Source organism: Paenibacillus thalictri, assembly GCF_004307995.1.
GTDB classification, from domain to species: domain Bacteria; phylum Bacillota; class Bacilli; order Paenibacillales; family NBRC-103111; genus Paenibacillus_AF; species Paenibacillus_AF thalictri.
This window is the reverse complement of record NZ_SIRE01000002.1, coordinates 81549-105190: the sequence shown is the minus strand read 5'-3', so window position 1 is coordinate 105190 and position 23642 is coordinate 81549. Positions and strand designations below refer to the sequence as shown.

Annotated in this window: 23 protein-coding genes; 17 read left to right on the top strand and 6 right to left on the bottom strand. The window is 52.3% G+C overall.

The features are described 5' to 3' along the window. Positions 1-111: 111 nt before the first annotated feature. Both EYB31_RS00750 and EYB31_RS00745 read right to left on the bottom strand, forming a co-directional pair. On the bottom strand, positions 112-1032 hold the full coding sequence (locus EYB31_RS00750) for an NAD-dependent epimerase/dehydratase family protein (RefSeq protein ID WP_131011359.1): 921 nt from the start codon (positions 1030-1032) through the stop codon (positions 112-114). 111 nt (positions 1033-1143) lie between these two features. Beyond that, complete coding sequence (locus EYB31_RS00745) at positions 1144-2193, bottom strand: metallophosphoesterase family protein (RefSeq protein ID WP_131011358.1); 1050 nt, start codon at positions 2191-2193, stop codon at positions 1144-1146. A 231-nt stretch (positions 2194-2424) separates the two neighbouring features. Here EYB31_RS00745 and EYB31_RS00740 point away from each other — a divergent pair, with 231 nt between their 5' ends. The 6 genes from EYB31_RS00740 to EYB31_RS00715 all read left to right on the top strand — a co-directional run bounded on the left by EYB31_RS00740 (position 2425) and on the right by EYB31_RS00715 (position 9577). Beyond that, a complete protein-coding gene (locus EYB31_RS00740; protein WP_131011639.1) occupies positions 2425-3753 on the top strand; it encodes an extracellular solute-binding protein in 1329 nt (442 codons plus the stop codon). 69 nt (positions 3754-3822) lie between these two features. Further along, complete coding sequence (locus EYB31_RS00735; RefSeq protein WP_131011638.1) at positions 3823-4713, top strand: carbohydrate ABC transporter permease; 891 nt, start codon at positions 3823-3825, stop codon at positions 4711-4713. Positions 4714-4848: 135 nt separating this feature from the next. Continuing rightward, the gene (locus EYB31_RS00730; RefSeq protein ID WP_420819412.1) at positions 4849-5613 is read left to right on the top strand and encodes a carbohydrate ABC transporter permease; all 765 of its coding nucleotides are present in this window, start codon (positions 4849-4851) and stop codon (positions 5611-5613) included. Between the two features lie 253 nt (positions 5614-5866). Then, positions 5867-7732, top strand: coding sequence for a cache domain-containing sensor histidine kinase (locus EYB31_RS00725; RefSeq protein ID WP_131011356.1), 1866 nt, complete (start codon positions 5867-5869; stop codon positions 7730-7732). Next, complete coding sequence (locus EYB31_RS00720) at positions 7733-8905, top strand: response regulator (protein ID WP_131011355.1); 1173 nt, start codon at positions 7733-7735, stop codon at positions 8903-8905. It abuts the gene before it with no gap. 165 nt (positions 8906-9070) lie between these two features. Then, a complete protein-coding gene (locus EYB31_RS00715; RefSeq protein ID WP_131011354.1) occupies positions 9071-9577 on the top strand; it encodes a hypothetical protein in 507 nt (168 codons plus the stop codon). 167 nt (positions 9578-9744) lie between these two features. Here EYB31_RS00715 and EYB31_RS00710 read toward each other — a convergent pair whose 3' ends face one another. Together EYB31_RS00710 and EYB31_RS00705 are read right to left on the bottom strand one after the other, a co-directional pair. Beyond that, positions 9745-10650: a cyclic di-GMP-binding domain-containing protein, MshE-related gene (locus tag EYB31_RS00710; RefSeq protein ID WP_131011353.1), complete on the bottom strand. Its 906-nt coding sequence runs from the start codon at positions 10648-10650 to the stop codon at positions 9745-9747. Beyond that, positions 10650-11030, bottom strand: coding sequence for a response regulator transcription factor (locus tag EYB31_RS00705; protein WP_131011352.1), 381 nt, complete (start codon positions 11028-11030; stop codon positions 10650-10652). The genes EYB31_RS00710 and EYB31_RS00705 overlap by 1 nt, the downstream gene beginning before the upstream one ends. 273 nt (positions 11031-11303) lie before the next feature. On the opposite strand from EYB31_RS00705, the gene EYB31_RS00700 reads away from it, so the two are divergent. From EYB31_RS00700 to EYB31_RS00690, 3 genes are all read left to right on the top strand, one after another. Continuing rightward, entirely contained in the window at positions 11304-12530 is a 1227-nt protein-coding gene (locus EYB31_RS00700) for a DUF2157 domain-containing protein (RefSeq protein ID WP_420819411.1), read from the top strand. Beyond that, a complete protein-coding gene (locus tag EYB31_RS00695) occupies positions 12530-13051 on the top strand; it encodes a GDYXXLXY domain-containing protein (protein ID WP_131011350.1) in 522 nt (173 codons plus the stop codon). Before EYB31_RS00700 ends, EYB31_RS00695 begins: the two co-directional genes overlap by 1 nt. 363 nt (positions 13052-13414) lie before the next feature. Then, complete coding sequence (locus EYB31_RS00690) at positions 13415-14251, top strand: lipoate--protein ligase family protein (protein WP_240761981.1); 837 nt, start codon at positions 13415-13417, stop codon at positions 14249-14251. Here EYB31_RS00690 and EYB31_RS00685 read toward each other — a convergent pair. Beyond that, positions 14248-14982 (bottom strand): alpha/beta hydrolase, encoded by a 735-nt coding sequence (locus EYB31_RS00685; RefSeq protein WP_131011349.1) that lies wholly within the window; start codon positions 14980-14982, stop codon positions 14248-14250. The two genes, EYB31_RS00690 and EYB31_RS00685, sit on opposite strands and share 4 nt — an antisense overlap. Positions 14983-15189: 207 nt before the next feature. On the opposite strand from EYB31_RS00685, the gene pdhA reads away from it, so the two are divergent. From pdhA to lpdA, 4 genes are read left to right on the top strand one after another with little or no spacing between them, the layout of a single operon-like run. Continuing rightward, positions 15190-16272, top strand: a complete 1083-nt coding sequence (gene pdhA / locus EYB31_RS00680; protein ID WP_131011348.1) for a pyruvate dehydrogenase (acetyl-transferring) E1 component subunit alpha — start codon at positions 15190-15192, stop codon at positions 16270-16272. A 3-nt stretch (positions 16273-16275) separates the two neighbouring features. Further along, positions 16276-17256, top strand: coding sequence for an alpha-ketoacid dehydrogenase subunit beta (locus tag EYB31_RS00675; RefSeq protein ID WP_131011347.1), 981 nt, complete (start codon positions 16276-16278; stop codon positions 17254-17256). Between the two features lie 50 nt (positions 17257-17306). Then, positions 17307-18662: a dihydrolipoamide acetyltransferase family protein gene (locus EYB31_RS00670; RefSeq protein WP_131011346.1), complete on the top strand. Its 1356-nt coding sequence runs from the start codon at positions 17307-17309 to the stop codon at positions 18660-18662. Between the two features lie 4 nt (positions 18663-18666). Then, positions 18667-20079 carry a dihydrolipoyl dehydrogenase gene (gene lpdA / locus EYB31_RS00665; RefSeq protein WP_131011345.1) on the top strand — a complete coding sequence of 471 codons (1413 nt, stop codon included), beginning with the start codon at positions 18667-18669 and terminating at the stop codon, positions 20077-20079. A gap of 201 nt (positions 20080-20280) precedes the next feature. Here lpdA and EYB31_RS00660 read toward each other — a convergent pair whose 3' ends face one another. Next, complete coding sequence (locus EYB31_RS00660; RefSeq protein ID WP_131011344.1) at positions 20281-20664, bottom strand: hypothetical protein; 384 nt, start codon at positions 20662-20664, stop codon at positions 20281-20283. Between the two features lie 117 nt (positions 20665-20781). On the opposite strand from EYB31_RS00660, the gene EYB31_RS00655 reads away from it, so the two are divergent. The 4 genes from EYB31_RS00655 to EYB31_RS00640 all read left to right on the top strand — a co-directional run bounded on the left by EYB31_RS00655 (position 20782) and on the right by EYB31_RS00640 (position 23577). Beyond that, entirely contained in the window at positions 20782-21747 is a 966-nt protein-coding gene (locus EYB31_RS00655) for a D-2-hydroxyacid dehydrogenase (RefSeq protein ID WP_131011343.1), read from the top strand. 162 nt (positions 21748-21909) lie between these two features. Then, a complete protein-coding gene (locus tag EYB31_RS40770) occupies positions 21910-22011 on the top strand; it encodes a sporulation protein YjcZ (protein WP_131011342.1) in 102 nt (33 codons plus the stop codon). A gap of 242 nt (positions 22012-22253) precedes the next feature. Beyond that, positions 22254-22967 carry a class I SAM-dependent methyltransferase gene (locus EYB31_RS00645; RefSeq protein ID WP_131011341.1) on the top strand — a complete coding sequence of 238 codons (714 nt, stop codon included), beginning with the start codon at positions 22254-22256 and terminating at the stop codon, positions 22965-22967. Positions 22968-23376: 409 nt separating this feature from the next. Then, the gene (locus EYB31_RS00640; protein ID WP_131011340.1) at positions 23377-23577 is read left to right on the top strand and encodes a 2-hydroxymuconate tautomerase family protein; all 201 of its coding nucleotides are present in this window, start codon (positions 23377-23379) and stop codon (positions 23575-23577) included. Positions 23578-23642: the final 65 nt, after the last annotated feature.

Below are 23642 nucleotides of genomic sequence, written 5' to 3'. Positions count from 1 at the left end.
CGAGAGGGGCTGAATCACACAGTACGGTATGCCGCGCAAAGGCCGGCGGAAGTGCCGCTATCCTGTCGAAGAGGGCGTTGATTGCGCGCAGCTAATGTGGATGGATGGCTGCTATGGGGTGCCTCGCGTGATCTGATCGCATGTTTCTTTTAACCCTTCGCGTAAGCTGTAAACCGGCTTCCAACCGAGCTCTGCGACCGCTTTGCTGTTATCGAGTCTGCTGTGAATCACATCCCCCGGGCGTTCCGGCGCGTATTTGGGGGCAAAAGGCCGTTCCGTCAAATCGCAAAGCAAACGCAGCAGCGTGTTGATCGTCGTTTGCGTGTTGCTGCTGATGTTAAATGTCGCCCCGCCGCTGTGATGCAACGCGAGCAGATTGGCTTCCACAATGTCTTTCACGTACACGAAATCCCGCGTTTGTTCGCCGTCTCCGTAGATCAGCGGCGTTTCGCCTTGAAGCAGCTTGTCCACAAAGATGGAAATAACGCCGGCTTCGCCTTTGGAATCCTGCCGATAACCGTATACATTGGCATAACGAAGGATGGTGTAGTCTATTCCGTACAATCGGGCAAAAGCCTCCAAATAAAGCTCCGGGGTATGCTTCGAAATCCCATAGAAGGAAAGTGGATGAATCGGGTGCCGTTCATCGATTCCCGCATATTCGGGCGCGCCGTATACCGCGGCGGACGAGGCGTAAACGAATTTGCGCACTCCCTGGTCGCGGCATTGCTCCAGCAATCGGATCGTGCCGACAATATTGATCTCGGCATCCAGCGCCGGGGACTTCAGCGATGTTTGCACATCGATTTGCGCGGCATGATGAATAACGGCTTCGGCTCTTGCAGCGGCAAATACCCGGCTCAAATCGTCTTTTACAATATCGGCCTCAAGCATTGTCGCATGGGGATTGACGTACGCTTTCCGCCCTGTGCTGAGGTTGTCGATAACAAATACGGTATGCCCCAGGCCAATCAGCCTGTCTACGATATGCGAGGCGATAAAACCGGCACCTCCGGTTACAAGCACATTCATTTTTCTAAACGCCCCTTCCGTGGATAATACGATTCTTTCCTGATAGTATGCACAACAGGAAAGAGCCGCCCTGCTTGTAGAAGCTAGTCGCGGGCAGCCCTGCAGTTTGCGTTATGTCAGCGGAACCGTCCAGTTCGCATCGTTAATCCAAGTTTTATTGGAAAATTCACGGCCGCGGACGACAACGCGGTCTTCAAATACTTGAATATACATGCCTTGCGACATGCTAGTCGTGCCGCCTACGTCGTTAGAGCGGGCGCGGCCGACGGAAGAATTGATGAACCAATGGAACGAATTTTGCTCATTGTAATGCCTGCCAGGGTCGCCGACGAAGTTCAGATGGGTATGCCCGGAAATGACAAATACATTTTTGTAAGGTTTTAATATGCGGCGAAACTCGTTGGCCCGAATCAACTGATGCGTGCGGCCGTCCAATCCGGGATCGGGCAGCGGCTGATGGATGAATACGAGTACCGGTTTGCCGTCTTGGTGCGACTTCATTTTTTCCTCCAGCCAATTCAGCTGCTCATCGGAATACCAGGCGCCTTCGCCAACCTCCGGTTTTTCCTGGTAATAAAGCTCCTGCGACACGAGCAAAATATGAACGCCGTTGATATATGCCTCATTGTACGGCTTCGTATACCCGAAGAAGGTTTGAAACCTTGCCCGGGATTGGGCGTCGGTTTTTCCGTTGGGCACTGTTTCGGTGGAAAATGCGCCGTTTTTGTCCAGCCAAATATCATAATAATCATGATTGCCCATATTCCCGTACTGCTGGGGCAGCGTGTATTGGTCAAGCGTTCTGCGAAGCAGCGCATAATCGCTGGCGCGTCCGAAATCGGTCAAATCGCCGCCAAACACGATGCTGTCCACAGGCGATTCGAAATTCGTTACATCTTTGAGCGCCCAATGCAGCTTCTCGGTCATGGACGGCTCGCTGACGGAAATATGCATATCGCTGAACAAAAATATCGATGCGAGCGGCTCGGTGGATACCGCCTTGGGCTTCTGCTCAGCAGGCGTTTCCGCTTGCGGCGGAGCAGGTTCGGGTTTTGGTTTGGCCGGGGTACGGGAAAGCCAATCGAGAAATCCGGCTGCGCCAAGCGGGATAAACGAGAAGAAAACAGCCATCTTTTTAATGAAATTACGTCTTGTCATCATAATCAAGTAGCTCCTGTGTCAAATGTAAATTAAGAAGGATATTCATATATTATACAGTGAAACAAGTGCTGTACACCAGCGCTCAAGCCCTTGAAACACGGAAATACCTAAAAAAATCAAACATCACTCCTTAAGTTCGCACATTGTCCGCCACCTGCCTGTGTCTCATAATAAGGCTATACATCCGACAAGGGGGAAAACGAGTTGACGAAAAAACGCAGATTAGCCTATATGATGGTAACGGGAATGGTGGCGGCCAGCTTGACGGCCTGCGGAGCGGGGGCAGACAGCAAGACGCCGGCGGCAGGTTCCGGGAACGGCTCGGCAGCGGACGCATCCAAGGAAAAGGATAAGCAGGGAGCGGCAGTTACTATCACATTCCAGAACATTTACCCCGATCCGACAACGCCGACCTATAAAATATTAAGAAAAATTGTTTCGGACTACACGACAGCACACCCAAACATCAAAATTGAGCTGGATTCGCTCAATACCGACCAGCAAAAATTGAAGCTGAAAACGCAGGCGGCCTCCAAGGAAGTGCCGGACATTACGATCGTTAATCCCGCAGCGCAAATGAAGCCGTTTGTCGATGCGAACCTGTTGGCCCCGCTGAACGATATCCTGGATCAGAACGGGCTTAAGGCCACTTTCCAAAAAGGGCTTCTCGACGCGTATACGTTCAACAATAACGTGTATGCGCTTCCCGACGGCAACAACATTGCGGTGGTGTTCTACAACAAGGAGTTGTTCAGCCAAGCCGGCGTCGAAATTCCGAAGACATTCGACGAACTGCTTGATGTGACGAAAAAGCTGAAAGCGAAAAACATAACCCCGTTTGCGATCGGCGAAAAAGATACGTGGACCGGATCGTTCCTGTTCATGAATATGCTGCTTCGGACGAACGGCGGCCCCGGCTTCCTGAAAGATGTGCTCGACAAGAAAAAAACGTTCGGCGACCAGCCGTTTCTCGACGCCGTCGCGAAATTTCAAGATTTGGTGCAAGCGGGAGCGTTCCAGGAAGGCGCTACGTCGTTTGACTACAATGCCGGTGAAAGCTTGTTCAAATCCGGCAAAACGGCGATGTATTTCATGGGCACATGGGCGACCGGCGGCATCGACGATTCGTCGGTCAAAGATAAAGTTGGCGTATTCAAGTTCCCGACGATCGACGGCAAAGGCAATGTGGATCAATACATGCTTGCGCCGGGCAGCGCTTTTGCGGTGTCGGCAGGCAGCAAACATCTGAAGGAAACGAAGGAATTTCTGAGCTATTTTATGACCAATTTCCCGAAAGTCTCGTTTGAGATGAAAAACGCCGTTGGCTTGGGGCAAAATGTGGAAGGCGACTTCAAGGCGGCCGGATATTCGCAGCTGGCGATGGATGTGCTTGACTTGTTCAAAAATGTGCAAGGCGGAGATTTGGCCTTCGATAATACGATGAACCCGGGAACGGCGCAAGCGCATTTGACCAGCATTCAGAACTTGTTCATCCAGAAAAAAGATCCGAAAGACGTGGCGAAAGAACATCAAACCGCATTCGAATCAAACAACAAATAAGAGCGAACGTCCGGATTGCGACAGGGAACCCGCCGAGGTTCCCTTTTTTTAAGAAATGGAGGGCTGATGATGAACGGGATGAAAGTGACGGCGTGGACGATTGCTGTGTTTGTGCTTCCTTGTCTGCTGCTGTACGTCGCACTGGTATACGTGCCGATCGTCGTATCCTTTTATAGCGCCACGCTGGATTGGAACGGAATCGGCGAATCGAAGTTCGTCGGATTGGATAATTTTAAAGTTTTGTTTACGCAAGACCCTGTGTTTTGGCCGTCGGTTGGCCGGACGCTGATGTTTGCTTTGTTTTCTATGGCGGAAATTCCGTTTGCGTTGTTTATCGCCATATTGCTCAGCCGGTACGTGAGAAAGCCGAATTTTCTAGTATCAAGTTACTTTGTGCCGGTCATTTTGTCCGTTGTTGTCATCGGCCAGCTGTGGAAAACGATCTACAACCCCGCTTCACAAGGCGGGATGCTGAATCAATTGCTCATCTCCGCGGGCCTCGGGGAATTCGCCAAGACTTGGCTTTCCGATCCGCATATCGCCATATTTGCGCTTTATTTTGTCTCGTTGTGGCAGTATCTTGGCTACCATGTATTAATTCAATTCACCGGAGTTCAAAACATCCCTTCGGAAATATACGAGGCGGCGCGGATCGATGGTGCGGAAGGGTTGACGGCCGACCGGCACATTACGCTTCCGATGGTCGTGCCGATTTTTAAAATATCGATTGTGCTCTCCGTGATTGGGTCTCTGCAAGCTTTCGATATGATTATGGTGATGACCGGAGGCGGGCCAGCGCATGCCACCGACGTGATCTCCACGCATATGTACAACATGTCGTTTTTGTCGATGAAATACGGATATGGCAGCGCGATGGCGGCTTTTTTGGTTGTCGAATGTTTGGCGGCAACGCTGCTGCTTAACAAGGTATTCAACAAGTGGGAACAAAAATTCAGCTAACGAACAGGAGAAGCCCTCATGAGTCAACGTTCTAATGTGGCGCTGGAGAAGCCGGCGGGACGCTCCAGACGCGGCACATGGTCCGCCGCCAGGACGGCTGCGCTGGTTCTGCTGTCGGTGTTATATGTCACGCAAATGTATCCGCTGTTGTGGCTGTTGATCTACTCACTGAAGACCAATGAAGAAATTCTCAGTGGCAGCTTTTTCTCACTGCCGCATACGCCTCAGTGGGCCAATTATCAGTATGCTTATGAAGCGGGCAGCTACTTAAGATATTTGTTCAACAGTTTTTTTGTGACGGCGGTAACGCTGGTTGCGGTCATCATTCTCAGCTCGATGGTCGCTTACGCCATCTCCCGGTTCAGGTGGCGCTTCGGACAGGCAATTATGCTAGTTTTTCTGGTTGGCATCATGATTCCATTGCAAGCCACGCTGCTGCCGCTGATGATTATTTTTAAAAACCTTCATATTCTCAATACGCATTTGGCGCTCATTTTACCTTACATTACATTTTCCACGCCGATTGCTGTATTTATATTAAGCGGTTTTATGAAAAGTTTGCCGCATGAGCTTGAAGAGTCGGCGGTTATGGACGGGGCCGGCGTCTTCCGGACGTTCCTCAGCATCATTCTCCCGATTTCCAGGCCGCCGATCATGACGGTGTCGATATTGACCTGTATCTCGATTTGGAATGAGTATATTTTGGCCGCAACGTTTATCTCATCGGAGAAGCTGAAAACATTGCCCTTTGGCGTATACAGCTTCGTCAGCCAGTATTCGGCCAATTACGGCGCAATCGGCGCATTTCTAGTGCTTGGGGCGCTGCCGATCATTATCGTTTATTTTGCATTATCGGAGAAAATTTCTAAAGGCATGGTTGCCGGCGCGGTAAAAGGATAACTGCCGCCGGGGTCGGCATCACGCGTCGTAAAGGCTGATATGCGTGCCGCCAGAGCTGACATGTGTGCCGTCGTCTGGGCCGGCATGCGTGCTGCCAAAGCCATCGTAATGCGGCGTAAAGGCAAATTGTAGTGATTCAAGCGATTTCCGCTTTATGTTATGATGAAAGCACTTAAACAGCGGAAAAGCGGCCGGCCGAGCGTGTTGGGCGCTCCTTGGGATCAAGGCGCCGGCAAGAAAGGGGAGTTCTCGCGTGCGTCGGGGCATACACTCCATCCATAACCGGTTATTTGTGTTGTTCTTGGTCAGCATGCTCAGTCTGCTCCTGATTGTCAGCGCCTTATATTACAAACGGACTACCGATCAATTCCACGATAAAATCGGCGAAATTGCGCAAAAAAACTTTTCGCAAACGATGGTATTGTTCGATCTGTTATTGAAAGGTTATGACAGCTTGACGAAATCGCTGAACGGCAACCCGGACTTGCAGCGCCTGTTGGCCGAGCCGGCCAAAGATCCCGCTCTGAAAATGATCAACGAACGAACGATCACCAACATGATCGGCGCGATCTATTATTCCCGCGAGGATTTGATTGGCATACATGTTATCGCGTTGTCCGGGACGATCTACAGTTACGGCAATATGATGACGGTGATTGATCCGGGTTATGCGCAGTCGGATTGGTATGACCGGATTTCCCGCTCGACGGGAGAAATGATCTGGCTTGGGGCGCATCCGAAATCGCTGCTGGATCAGCAGGAGGCGCGGCCGGTGTTTGCATTCGGGAGATTGCTGTATGATCTTCATGAGCATAAGCCGATTGGTCTTGTACTGATCGAAACAGACCCGAAACCGATCTTGTCGGGGTTATCCAATTTGAGCCTCGGACCGCACAGCGAAGTGGCGGTTTTATCCAAGGAAGGGACTGTGGTCGCTTCCGCTTTGCCTTCTCCGGTCCATATTATGGCTCATAAAAGCGAATTTCCCGCCGCGGCGGACGGTCAGGTCGAGGTTGCTCCAAGATCCGGTCATCTGATGGTGTCTTCCAAACCTACCATGGCGGATTGGCAGGTAGTCAGCATGACGCCGGATAGCGATTTGAATGTAGAGCTGGATGCGATGAAGCATTTCCTGCTGGTTGTCGGGTCGGTGCTGGTTGTCGTATCCACCCTACTAGCGACATTCGTCTCGCGAACCATTTCCTCCCCGCTGAAACGGCTTATTCACCAAATGAGACAGGTCGAGAAGGGGAATTTTCACGGTGTGCTGAAAGTGAAATCGTACGAGGAGATCAACTTTTTGGTTGCCTCGTTTAATCATATGGTAAGCCGGATGGACGAATTGATCGAACGGGTCAAAGCGGTCTCGGCAAGCGAAAAGCACGCTCAGCTGCAAGCGCTGCAGTCGCAGGTCAATCCGCATTTTTTGTACAACACGCTGGATATGATCTATTGGATGCTCGACGAACGGGAAAATGAGCGGTTGTGCAAGGTGGTGCTGTCGCTTTCCCATATGTTTCACTACAGCAGCCGTTGGGACGGCAATTCGGAAGTGACGCTTGGCGAAGAGCTGGAGCAGATCGGCCATTACTTGACGATTATCGATACGCGGCTTGACGGGAGACTTGCAATTGAGCTTGACGTGCCACAGCAATGGCATCTGATCCGGCTGCCGAAAATGACGCTCCAGCCAATCATCGAAAATGCCGTGAAATACGGTCTGGAGCCGCTGAGCCGCCCCGGCCGGCTGCGCGTATATACAACACCCGTCCAAGGCCGGCTGCAGCTGTGCATTTCCGATGACGGAGCCGGCATCGAGCCGGTGACGCTTGAAGCGATAACCCGCGAGCTGGAGAAGGACGACACGGACTCGGGAGAAACGGGTGCGAAGCAAACGGAAACCCGCATAGACCGCATAGGGCCGCAAGAACGGCAGACATGGCTGGAGACGGCTGCCGCAGGCTCGAGTCAACGGGCAGGCATCGGGATTGGCAACGTTCACAGGAGGCTGCGCCTGATGTTCGGCGAAGAATACGGGTTGAAGGTCCGCAGCTCGGTCGGAAAAGGCACGATTGTTGTCATACCGCTGCCTATAACGGATTCGAAGGGGGAAGGGTAGATGCATATTTTGATTGCCGATGATGAGCGGGCCATTCGGGAAGGGGTTAGACGCACAATAAACAGCAGCTTTCCCGAGTACACAGTCCATCTGGCCGCTTCTCCCGAAGAAGCGGTGCAGGTGCTGAGCCAGCAGCCGGTCGACATCGTGCTGACCGATATTATTATGCCCGGCATGACGGGACTTGAGCTGATGCGCATTTCCAGACGCCGTCATCCGCATGTGAAATGGATCGTCATCTCCGCCCATTCCGAATTTGCTTATGCCCAGGAAGCGGTTCGGCTTGGCGCTAAGGATTATTTGCTCAAGCCGATCGGCAAGGAGAAGCTGATTGAGCTGATGAAGGCGGTGGCCGAAGAACGGCAGCACGAAAACGATTTGACACGGGAAAAAGCGCTGCTGAAATCAAATCTGAAATATTGGCGGGAGGCTGTCTTTCAGCGTTGGGCGGCGGGGCTTGACACCGGTCAGTTCGATATGGCTTCGCTGATGGACAATCGGCGCGAGTTTTATCTGGTGATGGTGAAGCTGGAGGGCGAAGCCAAGGCGCATTTGGAGCATTTTATTATCGAAAATGTGCTCTCCGAGCTGATCGATACGTATGGCAGCGGGTTTGTCGCCAGCTTTGACAGCCATAGTTTGCTGGGCATCCTTACCCTCGGACAAAATGGCTCCATCGAGCCTTTCATGAAGGAATTAAACGGCCATCTGCACCGTTATTTGAAGGTTCCCTTTCAAGCGGTCGCAAGCGGATTGCTGCGCGATCCGCAGGTTGTTCCGGCAGCCGTTCAGAGCATGCGCCAGCAAGACGGCAGGCAGCAGGGGGCGGACAACGAACGCCGCAGCGAAAGCGTCACCGATGTGGCGCTGCAGTATATTCACGCTCATTTTCAAGATGAGCTGTCGCTGGAGAAGGTGGCCTCCGTTGTCTTTTTGAACCCGGTTTATTTCAGCCAGTTGTTCAAGCAGAAGACGGGCCAAGGTTTTAAAGATTATGTGATCCGGCTGCGGCTGGAGCGGGCCAAGGTGCTGCTGCAGGATCCTACCCTCAAGCTGGCCGACGTAGCGGAAAAAATCGGCTACCAGGACATGCGCCATTTTACGCAGCTATTCCGCAAACGGTTCGAGCTGACTCCGACCGATTACCGGCAGCAATTGAAACAGCTAAAATAAATTTTCATCATTTTGACACCAAATGAAAAGTTACCCGTATTACAATTACATGACAGGGAGGCAAGCTGTTCCGCTGAAGGAGCAAGTGCCATAAGCTTCATGAAGCTAATCCGTGCCGTTGTCTATTTGTAGCAAAATAAACAGCAATGGGAGGAGAAATGTATCATGAAATATGCCGCTTTAATTGCTTTACTGTTGTTAGTTCTCTCGGGATGCAGCCAAAAGGACGCTGCCGCAGGAAATCCGGGCAACGCCGAATCGACGCCCCCAACGACCAATACGGAAACTCAGACTAATCCTGCTCCGGCAGGAACCGATTCGCAAAATCCGCCGAACGGATCGGCAAGCGCCACGCCGGCGCCACCGGCCGCGACGCCTCCCGTCACTGCTCCGCCGGCGAACACTCCGGCAGAGACACCGCTGCCGCCGAGACCCGAAGGTGCAAAGGAGACGCCGCAGGCATCGCCTCAGCAGTTCAATCAAGTCGATTTTGGCATGACATACGAGCAGGTGTCGAAATCGATGGGGCAAATGGGCAGGCTGATCAGTGAATCCCAAGATGACAATGGAATGAATCCTGTGCAAACATACGAATACAAAACCGGCGACGGTACTCTGAAGGTAACCTTCAGAAACGGCAAGGTTTCGAATAAGACCGAAAGCCATACTTAAGACGATATGACTGCACAGACAACGGCGAATACGGAAAAGACGCGTCCCTTAAACTGAAGGGGGCGCGTTTTTTTGTCGAATATAAACGGCATGCATCTAAAAGGAATTTAAACGATTGCAACTGCTGTTCGTTTTTCTAACTGCTGTTTCAGAGTGTTAGCACAATGTTATACAAGCGCGGCCAAATCCGAAACCATCAGTGTAACGCTCCAATGGTCGCCGATCACTCTAACCGCAGCCGTCGCCGGAAGCTCGCCGCTGAAACCTCCGCCGCGCGTAACGGATTGCGGCTCCATTTCCAGCTCCACATCGCGGACGGAAAGATTGACCAAATAAATTCCGTTATGAAGGTTAAGCAGTTCGCCGACCGAAGCTTCCATCATTTCTCCGGGTTGTTCGACAGGTTCTTGAGCGTACAAGGAAGCGAGTTTCAAAAAGGAAACCTCCGACCCTCCGATTGCAGTCATTCCCGCGGCCGGAAGAGCAGCATTCTTCAGCTTTTGTTCGGCTTTCCAGGCGAATTCCGCCGCATCGTCCGGGGACCCTAACTCCAAGCGGATGCCGCTGTCGACGAAACGAATGATATTTTTGGCGAACAAACGGATGTAATCGGAAATTGCTTGTCCATAGTCAGAGCTGTCTTTAAACAGTACAACTTCAAGCAGAGTTTCGATGCTCCCGTTAATGATGGATTCAAATTGCTCGTCGGAGAGGCTGTATTCCAGCTTGTATTGATGCAAAGCGTCGGCAAACGCCTCGTAACTGATCAGACCTTGATCGATTAACGCTTGGCCTAACGCCAGATGCGCATTTTGCTGCGTCGATAAAATCGCGTCGACAAGCTCGTTGTTCAAGTAGCCAAGCATCACGGCGATTTCCCCGAATTTCTTATCGATTTTCGTTTGTTGAAGATGAATTTCCTCCACTTGGGCGGCGGTGAGAAACCCGTGGTTAATCGCCATAACGCCAAGTCTGACCCGGGTTTGTTTCTGTACGGAAATGGCTTGCTCCAGCGCACTTGCGGAAATTAACCCGCGGTTCAGCAGAAACTGTCCAAAATATAACGCGAACATTAACGCTCACCCCGCTGTCCGGTAATTTTACCTATCATCTCGACAATGGCCTGAGCGGTGATCGGTTTCTGCAGAAAATTGTCCGCGCCAAGTTTAATTGCTTTAATCAGGTTGCTTTGGGTGCCAACGGAGGAAGCGATGACGACATGGATGTCCGGATGATTGTGCTTTATTTCTTGCAGCGCCTGGAGACCGTCTTTCTTGGGCATCACGATATCGAGAAGCACCAGGTCGGGCTGCTCGGTCTGGCATAACGCCACAGCTTCTTCGCCGTCAACCGCTTCAACGATTCGGGTAAAGCCTTGCTCCTCCAAAGCCCCTTTTAATTTTTTACGGACCAGCAGCGAATCGTCGCAAAGCAAGATTTTCATGTCGTACATGTTAGGCTCACTCCTTTGATTGGGATCAACCGGCATTTGTAATGTAAATAGTTATTTATGTTAGATAATATTACATATTTTCTCATTTAACAAGCGGATTTACAGAAAATTACGAATGTTTTACATGTTTACAGTCAGATTATACGGATTTACATTACGGAAACATAACTTAATATGAAAAGTTAATGTAATGTAAACAAGGAGTACTATAAAAAAATAGTACTTCTCGCTTTTTCCCATTTGGCTATACTTGAATTAATAACAAATGCAGAGGTGATTGCCTTGTCACGCAAATGGCTGGAACGCGAAGGGCTGCGTTGGGTGGAAGAACAAATCGTAAGCCGTGAGCAATACGATCAAATATTGGGCTTATATGACGAGAAGAAAAACGCAATAGGGCTGCTTCCGGTGCTTGGCAGCATATTGACCGGGCTTGGCATTATCAGTTTTATCGCCGCCAACTGGCAAGATATTCCTCAGTGGCTGCGGCTGCTGGCGATTATCATAGCCATGAGCGGATTTTACATCTCTGGAGATACACTTCTGCGCCGCGGACACGAGAAACTTGGGATCGGCCTTGTCGGTATCGGACTGATCACGTTCGGAGCGGGAATTGCACTGGTCGGCCAAATGTTTCATCTTGTCGCATACGATACGGCTTCGTTTATCGTGTGGGGTTCGGCAGGAGCGCTGCTTGCGTATTTGTACAGGAGCAGATATTTGTATCTCATCAGCATCGTCGTATTTGATGTGGCGCAAATATACGCCGTCGACAGTTTCCGGCATTTCAGCTATGCGGGATTTGCGCTCATGGCCGTGCTGCTGGGGGGATACGTATGGAAAAGACAACGCAGCAATCTGCTTGCCTGGATGTTTAATCTCAGCTTGTTTCTTCAAGTGTTGATGTTGTTCTCGCTGATGGATTGGAAGCTGAGCTGGATTATCCCTGCCGCGCTGCTGATGTACGCGGCAGGGGACTGGCTGCGGGACCGCAGCGAGCTTGGAGCCGTACAGGCGGTGCCGCTTCTGATCGTTTTTGCAATAGGGGTGGGCGTAGTGCTGTTTGGCGACAACCGTATTGCCGAAACGGAACAGTTTTTTGTCGGGGCGGCGTATTACCTGCCTGCACTGCTTGTGCCGCTGGCCTTGTCGGCATGGGGCAAGCTGCGCAACAAACGTGAAGTCAGCAGCGGAGACTGGCTGATGTTCCTGCCGGTCATGTACGTTCCCTCCGGAATCGACCTGTTGTATTTGGTTATGCTGTTTTTGTTTTCGCTGTTTGTGTTGTGGCGCGGTTACAGCGAAGAGTGGAGGATGAAGATTAATCTCGGCACGGTGCTGTTTATCTTTGTGACGATGGTTGCTTATGGGAAGCTGACATGGGACTTCATGGACAAATCGTTGTTTTTTGTACTCGGCGGCGGAATTTTACTTGTGCTCAGCTGGTTTCTGAATCGCCGCAAAAACAATTTTTTAGGCAGAGGGAAGGTGGATGAGTGATGGCTGCGAGCAGATGGTTCGGAAGCCGCTTTACCCGCCTGCTCTTGCTGACTGCCGCGCAAGCGTTGTTTTTGCTGGCGATTGCCGCTTCGTATATGGCGGTTGGCGCGTGGGGGCAGGAAATCCGGCTGAAAACGGAGCCGATTGACCCAAGGGATGCGATGTACGGCGACTATGTGATCTTAAATTACGAGATCAGCAGGCTTAAGATGCCGTTATGGAAAGAGGGAACCGCTAAGCCGGAGGACGGCCAAACCGTTTATGTCGTAGTCAAGCCGGAAGGCGATATCTATGAGCCGGTCGCCGTTTATGGGTCTAAACCAGCCGTAAGCGCAGATCAGGTTGCGCTTAAAGGCAGGGTGGATTATAGCGGATACGATCAATTTTCCGTAAAATACGGGCTGGAGCGGTATTATGTGCCCGAAGGCACGGGCGGTGAGCTGGAGAAGAAAGCGGGAAATACGGTCGTACGTGTAAAGGTGGCGTCTTGGGGACAGTCAAGGATCAGCGAGATCGAATAAGGGGTGGCTTAGGCGGAAGCGGGGATGATTGCTGTGGAAGCCGCCGTAGCTTGCTGTTCTGTGTAAGGCTGTGTTAGGCTGTGTAAGTCATCACAAGATGCATCATCACGCCGGAGTAGAGCACTGTGCGTAAAAGCCAAGCGCTAGCGACGGCAAGCGCACAAAGGTGCGGGCATGAGGCACAAAGCCGTGCCCCGCGTCATCGCGCCAAAAAGTAAAGCGCAGGTGTGCCGATACCAAGTTAAAGCGAAGGTAAGGCACACCAAGTGCGCGGGCCCGAGGTACAAAAGCCGCTCCACGGCTGGCGGGTCCAGGGCGCAGCGCCTGGGATCCCCCGGTGGGGGGACATAGGGGGGAGAAAGATTGGAGTCGCTAAAAAGTTTTATCGAAAACGGAACGCTGCCGAACCGGCTTGTATGTATAGATCGGATGAACGAGTGGAACCCGGACGCGCTGTATCCGTTCGCCTTGGACGAGCTTTTATGCGAGCGGGCTGCAGCTTGGCAAACGGGGTTTTTGCACATTTGGCGGCATCCGGGAGCGCTTATTATGGGGCTGCGCGACAGCCGGCTTCCCGGAGCGCGGCAGGCGATGGATATGCTGCGGGCCCGCGGGTTCTCCGCGGTCGTACGCAATTCAGGAGGGGCCGCGGTTCCGCTGGATCTCGGAGTCGTCAACATTTCGCTTGTTTTGCCGAAGCGGCAGGATGGCGCGCTTGATTTTCGCGGCGACTTTGAGCTGATGTACAGGCTGATTGCCGGCGCGCTTGCGCATTTTGACAGTGATGTGGATAAAGGGGAAATCGCTGGTTCTTATTGCCCAGGGGATTACGATGTCAGCATCGGCGGCCGCAAATTTTGCGGGCTTGCCCAGCGGCGGCGGCAGCATGCATATGCGGTACAAGCATTTGTCGTTGTGGAAGGCGGCGGCGCCGAACGGGCCGCGCTGGCCCGCGATTTTTACCGGATTGCGGCCGATGGGGCAAGCGCCGATCGTTTTCCGGCCGTGGAGCAAGGGCGGATGGCTTCGCTTTCGGAGCTGCTTGCGCCTATGACGGCGCTGCAATTTGCCGATTCGTTTGCGGCATTGCTGCAAAGAGGGGGCGTTTCTCTGGAACCGGCAGAAGCCGGTGCGCTTGCTGCGGAAGCGGAAGTATCGAGCATTATGGCGGCTTTGAAGGAGCGGTATCCGGTGCTTTAGTTTTTCATCATCAGCTTGATTGCTGCGGGAAGCTCGTTTTGCCAGAATCCCCACAGATGTTTTCCGGGTTTTTCCTCATATAGAAGACGGGAGCTTCTCTCCAAGAGGAGCTCTTTTGTTTTGCGGTTTTCTGCCAAAAAATCGAATGTTCCCCGCTCTGTTTTCACCTCTTGCTCATCAAGTCCGATCAGCATGTACATATACAGACGCGATAAGTCGCGTTCCCGCTGCAGCCTATCCCTTGTTGATTGCAGAAAAGCCCCGGACAAGGATAACACTTTATAAAATAGGTCAGGATAATCTAGAGCGAGATGCAAGGAAACGGTCCCGCCCAGCGAGTCTCCCGCAGCGATCCGTTCGGCAGCCTCCGGCCTGGCGGGATAATTTCGTTCAATAAAAGGAACCAATTCCTCGGCGAAAAAACGGCAGTATGCCGTAAATCGTTCGCCTTCCGGCGCGTATTCCGAGGTGCGGGTCGCTGTATCCACATCGACGCCGACGATAAGGGCGGGTTCGACGCCTTCGTCGTAGATCAGCCGGTTCATATGAGTGGCGATACGTCCAAAATTGAAAAACTGCTCGCCATCCTGGCAATAGATGACAGGGTAAGAAAGGAGCTCGTTGTAACCGGGAGGCAAATAGACACGCAACGGCCTGTTTTGCTGCAAAAAGGAAGAAAATAATTCGTTCTTGACGATCGTCCGTTTGTAATAAATCGAGTTGTCCGACAAGCAAAATCCCCCATTGTATTATAATAGTTTGTGAATTTTATTAATCTGTATTATATATTTTTGCAAACTGTTATATACATATGTATAAAAATGGTGCTGATAAAACAAGAGTTTATATGTACATTTCAATAAAACAGAGTTATTATAATACTATAACAGAGATCTGCCTGTTTATGGGCACTTAATTTTAATATGAGGTGAAAAAGAATGAGCAAGCCTTATGAGGTGCAAGTCAGCAAGATACAGCCATTATCGGTTCTTGCAGCCGACGGCACGATTGTCAATCAGGAAGAGATGCCGAATTTATCCGACGATCAGCTCCGCGAGCTGATGAGAAGAATGGTTTTTACACGTACATGGGACCAACGCGCCGTTAACTTGACTCGTCAAGGACGTCTGGGTTTCTTTGCTCCGGTTTCCGGACAAGAAGCAACGATGATTGGCAGCGAGTTCGTTTTAAATAAAAATGACTTTATTTGCCCGGGTTACCGCGATATGCCGCAAATCGTATGGCACGGCCTGCCGCTGTACCAAGCTTTCTTATATTCCCGCGGACACCAGCACGGCGGACAAATTCCGCAGGACGTGCATGTGCTTATGCCGCAAATCATCATCGGCGCGCAATATCTTCATGCGATGGGCGTAGCTATGGCGTTCAAGAAACGCGGCGAACAACGTGTGGCTATCACCTATACCGGTGACGGCGGCTCGTCCGAAGGCGACTTCTACGAAGCAATGAACTTTGCGGGCGCCTTTAAACTGCCGGCTATTTTCATGGTGCAAAACAACGGTTATGCAATTACGACTCCGTTCGCCAAGCAAACGGCTGCCGAATCGGTTGCGCACAAAGCGGTTGCCGCAGGTATCCGCGGCGTGCAAGTCGACGGTATGGACGTGTTGGCTGTGACAAAGGCAGTTCAAGACGCTGCTGAAAGAGCGCGTAATGGAGAAGGCGCTACGCTGATCGAAGCGCTGACTTACCGGTTCCTGCCGCACTCCATGTCGGGAGACGATCCTTCCAAATACCGTACGAAAGAAGAAACGGCAGAGTGGGAGCTTAAAGATCCGCTTCACCGCTTGCGTGTGCTGCTGACCTCCAAAGGTCTGTGGACGGAAGAAGAAGAGAACCAAGTGATCGAAGAAGCGAAAGCAACGGTTGCCGAGCATATCAAAAAAGCCGAGGAAATCGAAAAAATGACTGTCCCTGGTCTGATCGACAGCATGTTTGAAACGACACCTCAGCATTTGGAAGAGCAAAAAGCCGAGTTCTTGGGTAAAGGGGAGAAGTAAGTCATGGCTCAAATGACAATGATTCAAGCGATAAAGGATGCTATGCGCGTAGAGCTGCAGCGCGATCCAAACGTGCTTTTATTTGGGGAAGACGTAGGTAAAGTCGGCGGCGTATTCCGTGCGACGGAAGGACTGCAAGGCGAATTCGGGGAAGAGCGCGTATTCGATACGCCGCTGGCTGAATCGGCGATCGGCGGTATGGCGGTTGGTTTGGCTACTCAAGGTTTCAGACCGATTGCGGAAATTCAGTTTGTCGGTTTTATTTATGAAGCAATGGACCAAATTTGCGTGCAGGCTGCACGTTTGCGTTACCGTTCCGGCGGCCGCTATCAAGCTCCGATCGTATTCCGCACCCCGTTTGGCGGCGGAGTAAAAGCGGCAGAGCTGCATACCGACCCGCTTGAAGGATTGCTTGTGCAAACGCCGGGTATCAAGGTTGTTGTGCCTTCCAACCCGTACGATGCAAAAGGACTGCTCATTTCCGCGATCCGCGATAATGATCCGGTATTTTTCATGGAGCACCTGAACTTGTACCGTTCGTTCCGCGCCGAAGTGCCGGAAGGCGAATACACAGTGCCGATCGGCAAAGCAAACGTTGTCCGCGAAGGCAAAGACGCTACCATCATCACGTACGGCGCAATGGTGCACACTTCGCTGAAAGCGGCTGAAGAGATCGAAAAACAACGTGGCGTGAAGGTAGAAGTGATTGACCTGCGCACGCTGATGCCGCTGGATATCGATACAATTGTCGAATCGATTAAGAAAACAAACCGCGCGATCGTTGTGCAGGAAGCGCAAAAAACATCCGGCGTCGCTGCGGAAGTGATCGCCCAAATCAACGAAAAAGCGATTCTGCATCTGGAAGCGCCGGTGCTTCGTGTTGCTCCGCCGGATACGATATATCCGTTCTCGCAAATCGAAGATCAATGGCTGCCAAGCCCAACGTCGATTATCGCCGGTTTAAATAAAGTTCTTGATTTTTAATTTTCACATTCGGGCCGATCAGGCATTTCAGTAATAGGAGGTAATGAACCGTGGCGATCTTTGAATACCGGTTCCCCGAGCTCGGCGAGGGCATTCATGAAGGGGAAATCGTCAAGTGGCTGGTTAAACCGGGCGACAAGGTTGACGATGAAACGATCATAATGGAAGTACAAAACGACAAATCGGTAGTCGAGGTGCCATCCCCCGTCGCCGGCAAAATTGTCGACATCAAGGTAAGCGAAGGCACCGTCTGCACGATCGGCGACGTGATTGCCGTGATTGACGCCGAAGGCGAAATCCCTGTGCAAGCGCATGGCGGCGGACACGCCGAACCGGCGGCCGCTCCTGCGGCTCCGGCACCATCGGCCGTGGAGCCGGTGGGCAGCGCGGTGGCGGCAAATGTGGCCGCCAGCAAGATCGACACGCCGCTGGCGTCAAGCGCCCCGGCAGCAGATAGCGCGGGCACGGCGCAGCAAGTGCTCGCAACGCCAAGCGTGCGCAAGTTCGCACGCGAGCAAGGCGTGCCGCTGGCGCAAGTGCGCGCAACCGGCAAAAACGGCCGCGTGACACGCGAGGACGTGCTTGCGTTTGCGGCAGGCGGCGGCGCAGCGGCTGTGGCCGATGCAGCGGCGGAAACGCCGGCAGCAAGCACAGCAGCAGCGGGTGCAGCGACTGCACCGGCAGTGCAGGCCGCTCCGGGAGAGCGCATCGAAGAGCGCGTGCCGTTGAAGGGCATGCGCAAGGCGATTGCCAATGCGATGGTCAAATCGGCTTACACGGCTCCGCACGTAACATTGATGGACGAGGTCGACGTGACCTTGCTTGTCAAGCTGCGTGAAAAAGCGAAACCGACCGCCGAGAAAAAAGGCGTCAAGCTGACTTATTTGCCGTTTATCGTGAAGGCGCTCGTAGCCGCGGCACGCCAGTTCCCGGCGCTTAACGCTACGCTTGACGAGCAAGCAAACGAAATCGTTTATAAAAAATACTACAACATCGGTATTGCCACGGACACCGAGGCAGGTTTGATCGTTCCGGTTGTAGCCGACGCCGACCGCAAAAACATTTGGACCATCGCAGCGCAAATCAAAGATTTGGCAGCTCGCGGCCGCGAAGGCAAGCTGGCTCCAAACGAAATTAAAGGTTCGACGATCTCGATTACGAACATCGGCTCCGCCGGCGGCATGTTCTTTACGCCGATCATCAATTTCCCGGAAGTGGCGATTCTTGGCACAGGCCGTATCAGTGAAAAACCGGTTGTGAAAAACGGCGAAATCGTGATTGCACCTGTAATGGCGCTCAGCCTTAGCTTCGATCACCGCATTATCGACGGAGCAACGGCGCAAAACTTCTTGAACTATATTAAACAGCTGCTCGCAGATCCGGAGCTGCTTGTGATGGAGGTATAAAGCAATGGTTGTAGGCGACGCTTCTGTAGAAATCGACGTGCTGGTGATTGGCGGCGGACCTGGCGGCTATGTTGCTGCCATCAAGGCTGCACAGCTTGGCAAAAGCGTGCTGCTGGTAGAGAAGGATCGGCTCGGCGGCGTTTGTCTGAACCGCGGCTGCATTCCGTCCAAAGCACTGATCAGCGCAGCTCATAAATATGAAACAGCCCAGCATTCTTCGGATATCGGCATTACCGCCGAAGGCGTAAAGATTGATTTTACGAAGGTGCAGGAATGGAAAAACGGCATCATCGAACAAATGACCGGCAGCCGCGGCATCGGCGCTTTGATGAAAAAAAATAAAATCGAAGTGTTCTACGGCGAAGCGATGTTTATCAATGAAAACGAAGCGCGTGTATTTAACGACAACGTTACGGCGCGTTACAAGTTTAATCATTGCATCATCGCTACCGGCTCCAGACCGATCGAACTTAAGGCATTCCCTTACGGCGGACGGATCTTGTCCTCCACCGAAGCGCTTTCCTTAAACGAAATTCCGAAAAGCATGGTTGTCATCGGCGGCGGCTATATCGGCATCGAGCTGGGTCAAACGTATGCTAAATTCGGCACAAAGGTAACCGTGCTGGAAGGTTCCGCTACGATCCTGCCAGGCTTCGAAAAAGAGTTTTCCCAGCTGGTAGCGAAAAACCTGAAAAACGCCGGCGTCGAAGTATTCACCGAGGCGCTTGCGCAAGGTTGCGAGAAGACGGCTGACGACGTCACTGTCACGTTCACCGTGAAAGGCGAAGAGAAGAAAGTAACGGCCGATTACGTGCTGGTTACTGTCGGACGCCGCCCGAACACCGACGGCGACTTCGGACTCGACCTGATCAAGGTGGAGATGGCCGACCGCGGTTTGATCAAAATCAACGACAAATGCCAAACCAGCATCCCGCACATCTATGCGATCGGCGACATTGTTCCGGGTCCTGCGCTGGCGCATAAAGCGTCTTACGAAGGCAAGGTAGCGGCGGAAGTGATCGCCGGACTGACCAGCGTGATCGATTACAAGTGTATCCCGGCGGTTGTTTTCTCCGATCCGGAAATCGCCAGCGTTGGCTTAAGCGAAACTGAAGCGAAAGCTGCAGGCCACACGGTGGCGGTCGGCAAGTTCCCTTACGTGGCGAACGGCCGCGCCTTGTCCGTCGGATCGCCGGAAGGTTTCGTCAAGCTGGTCGGCGACAAAGAGACGGGCCTGCTGCTTGGCGCGCAAATCGTCGGCACCGAAAGCTCGAACCTGATTGCGGAAATGGCGCTGGCTATTGAAATGGGCGCAACGCTGGAAGATGTGGCGCTGACGATTCATGCGCATCCGACATTAGGCGAAATGGTGATGGAAGCGGCGGAAGTCGCTCTTGGCCACCCGATGCATATTTAAGCTGCGGCCTACGTTTCATAAATGACATAAAACCGGCTATTCTGCCCGAGCTGCATGACCCGGAAGGAGGACACCCTGGTGCCCCTTTTCCGGGAAGTAGCGGCCTCGGCAGGAAAGCCGGTTTTTTTCGTTAAGTTGCGGCTTGATGACGGGAGTTGGGGACTGGATATTTGCGAAGCGGCCGCGGCGCTTTTGCTGCTTTTACCGGTTAAGGTTTTGAAAAAAAGATTTCATATTGTCGGGGACCTTGATGACATCTTGAATTTGAAATGTATTGTCTGGGGTATGGTTTACCAGCAGCATCTCCCCGTTTTCCATCGTAACTAAGGTGTAAGACTTAAAGTCGGCTTTGGCGCCATTTGTGGCTTTTAGCTGTTCGAATAATTCCCGGGAAGCTTGCGATTTTCTTTGTTCCATAAAAAGCGCTTGAAACCGGTCATATTCGTTAAACGTCACGGCTTGTTTCATCCGGATGGCGGTTTCGGTCGGACTGCCGGGCGGCTTTTCTTTCGAGCAGGAGGAAATCGCCGCGGCGCAGGCTAGCAACATTGTGGCTTTGGCAAGCAGAGTTTTGGTTTTCAGCATATTCACCTCGAATTTATGATCGTCACCATTATACCAAAAAATGCTATGGAAGCCGCCGGCCTTGTGGCATAATAGAGTTGATTCCTTGTACCATCATGCCGGAGGGAGTAGCTAATCTTGAAAATTGTCGTGTTGGACGGTTATACGCTGAATCCGGGCGATCTCGACTGGAACGTGTTTGAGGGGTTCGGCGAGCTTGAAGTGTACGAGCGCACTTCTCCCGATCAGTTGCTTGACCGCGCAAGAGGCGCGGAGATTCTGCTAAGCAACAAAACAGTGATTGGAGAAAACGCGCTGGACCAATTGCCGGGATTACAATACATTGGCGTTCTGGCGACCGGCTATAACGTGATCGATGTGAATGCGGCCGCAAAGCGGGGTATCGTCGTGTCGAATATCCCCAGCTACGGCACGTCTTCGGTAGCCCAGTTTACCTTTGCGCTGCTGCTGGAGTTATGCCACAGGGCAGGGCTGCACAGCGACGCGGTCAGAGACGGCGAGTGGGGCCGCAGCGCCGATTGGTGTTTCACCAAGTCGTCGCTGATTGAGTTGTCTGGAAAAACGCTGGGCATTATCGGCTTTGGTTTGATCGGCCAGCAAACGGCGCGGATTGCGCAGGCGTTTGGCATGCGCATTGCCGTTCCCGACCGCGGCAAACCGCTGCCCGCCGAATTCGGCGACGCCCGGGCTTTAAGTATGGAGCGGTTATTTGCGGAATCCGACGTGCTCAGCTTGCATTGTCCGCTTACAGCGGATACAAAAGGAATTGTGAACCGCGATACGCTCCGGCTGATGAAGAAATCGGCGCTGTTGGTGAATACGGCGCGCGGACCGCTCATCAACGACCAGGATCTGGCCGACGCCTTAAACGAAGGGATCATCGCCGGCGCCGCTTTGGATGTGCTCAGCGAGGAGCCTCCGCGAACGGCAAATCCGTTGATCGGAGCCCGCAATTGCTTGATTACGCCGCATATCGCCTGGTCGACCCGCGAGGCGCGAACCCGCCTCATGGAGACGGCCGCGGATAATGTGAACTGCTTTTTGCAAGGCAAACCGCAAAATGTCGTCAGTCCGGCCTTATAGAATCGCACTTAAGCATCCGTTTGCGGGTGCTTTTTGTTTTGTCCGAAGCCGCCTTACAGGCGTTTATTTAATTTTGTGCGCATACCCTAGGGACATTAGCCCTACACAAACATAATGTCATGGCATATAGTGCAGTATCCTGAAATGAGGGAGGTTTTGAACATGGGAGCATGCGGATATGGCGGCGGATTTACAAGCACAGGGGTAATCTTGGTTCTTTTCATCCTGCTGGTTATCGTTCTTTCTGCTGGTTTCTTGATCTAATTCCGGATTTACTTCCACATGGCGTTCATTAAGCCATGGAACATAAGCCTCCGCGAAACGAGGAAGTCTCCATCTCCTCTGCTCCCGGGGGCTTTCTTCATATTTCGGCCGGTCCGGCGGGGAATTTCCCGTTTTGTCAAAAACAATTGCCCGGGACATCCTTCATAGGGGCTCTTACCCATATCGGAACCCATTTTTTTTCATATGATAATTTGTCACTATTCAGGAGAGGGGTAAGCAAGATGGAATATCTCGACATGCTGTCGGCGCTGGGCATTGGCAGCGCGCATCCCGGAGGTTTTGCGGCCACGTTGTCGCAGCTGGAGCAATTTCCTATTCCTGCAGGCGCCCGCGTGCTTGAAGTGGGCTGCGGTACAGGCAGGACTACATGTTATTTGGCAAAAATGGGCTGCCGGATGGTCGGTCTCGATATACGTCAGGATATGTTGAAAAAAGCGGCGCTGCGGGCGAATGCGGAAGGACTCGACGTTCAATTCGTTCATGGCGATGCGGCCGCGCTTCCTTTTGAGAACGAGACATTTGACGTCGTTTTTGCCGAATCGGTTACCAATTTTGTCAATGCGGAAAAAGCGCTGAGCGAATATTACCGCGTGCTCGCTCCGGGAGGGGTGCTCTACGACAGAGAAGTGATGATCACCAGGCCCCTTGATGAGGAAAGCCTTACCGCTGTGTACCGTTTCTTCGGCATGGAGTCCGCTTATTCGGAGGCGGAGTGGCTTCGTTTGCTTGGCTCCACAGGTTTTAAAAGCAGCGAGGTATCGGGATTAATCCGCTTTGCGGAAAACATGACCGATGAAATTCCGGATCATTTTCAATTTCCCGATGCCGGAACGATTACCGACTTTCGCATATGGCAAACTGTGCTGAAACACGACGATTTGATCGTGGAGCACCGCGAGAATCTCGGCAGCGGTATTCTGATCGCCCGCAAATAAGCTGGCGGGGACAGGCCGGTTCATGGAACAGGAAGAGATCGTTCACCCGCATGTTGAAGGGGCCTTTACGACGGCCCCTCCGGCCCCTTCCGCCGGCAGCGACAGCGAAATGTCTGGCCGGTTATACATAAGCCGAAGCAGGCTGCTTGGACATAAGCAGCACCGGTGTCAAAATTAACTGTGATTGATGGGAGAGAAACCGCGATTATCGGCAGATTGCCCGCTTCCGCAAGCTTTCATACGGGAAATGAGAGAGAACCATCCACTTATCCCGCGGCAAGGCCGGTTATGAGGATTACCGCCCCTGAATTGCATTATATTGGGATTGCTCTTTAGGTGAACGCTGCGTTACAATTAAGCCTTGAGCAAGACCTATGGTCCAACAACCGGATGGAGGTAGAGAAGAAACATGCCGTACGTCAACATTAAAATTACTAAAGAAGGTGCAACCGCCGACCAGAAAGAACAACTGATCCGCGGGGTAACGGAACTGCTTGCCAATGTGCTGGGCAAAAATCCACAGTCGACATTTGTCATTATCGATGAAGTGGATACGGACAACTGGGGAATTGGCGGCGAATCCGTAACAATAAGAAGAAGCCGGGTATAAAACCCGATAACGTATTGGAGCTTCCGTCTGTATAGGCGGGAGCTCTTTTTTAACGGCTGCAGCCG